Origin of the sequence: Pseudomonas sp. 32_A (genome assembly GCF_017490905.1) — a bacterium.
Taxonomy (GTDB): Bacteria; Pseudomonadota; Gammaproteobacteria; order Pseudomonadales; family Pseudomonadaceae; genus Aquipseudomonas; species Aquipseudomonas inefficax.
Window position 1 is genome coordinate 1 of the sequence record NZ_JAFGYI010000251.1, and the last position, 483, is coordinate 483.

Consider the following 483-nt stretch of genomic DNA (forward strand, 5'->3'; position numbering starts at 1 on the left):
GAACAGTCCGTGGCTCCACGCTTCTTGGGATTTGAGCGGCGCTACCCGCATCCACCCTTTGCTTTTGTCTCGTAGCCGTTCTGTACGTCTTCAGCGCGCGGCAAACCCAAATTTCTCAGGCAATGCGAGTCTACCAGCAGTGTGCGGCAGTGTCATGCAGATGGGAAAGGACGCGGCGGCGGAGTGACGGCACAAATTTGGCACACATGGTGTGCCAAAACCTGCTTCCAAATGCAAAACAACGCACTACATCGCAAGACGTAGTGCGTTGTTTTTACTGGAATTTATGGTGGAGCGGAGGAGGATCGAACTCCCGACCTTCGCATTGCGAACGCGACGCTCTCCCAGCTGAGCTACCGCCCCTCACCAACAGCCGACGATCATACATCACATCATCCGCGCTTGGCAATAGAATTGCGCCGATCGGCTATTTCGACGGCGCGCCGGCCAACACCCACTGAACGACCGAGCGCACGTCGGCAT

General features: G+C 56.7%; 1 tRNA gene. It reads right to left on the reverse strand.

Going from position 1 to position 483, the window contains the following annotated elements:
* Positions 1–287 precede the first annotated feature (287 nt).
* Positions 288–363: transfer RNA gene (locus J5M58_RS26535), tRNA-Ala, on the reverse strand.
* Positions 364–483: the final 120 nt, after the last annotated feature.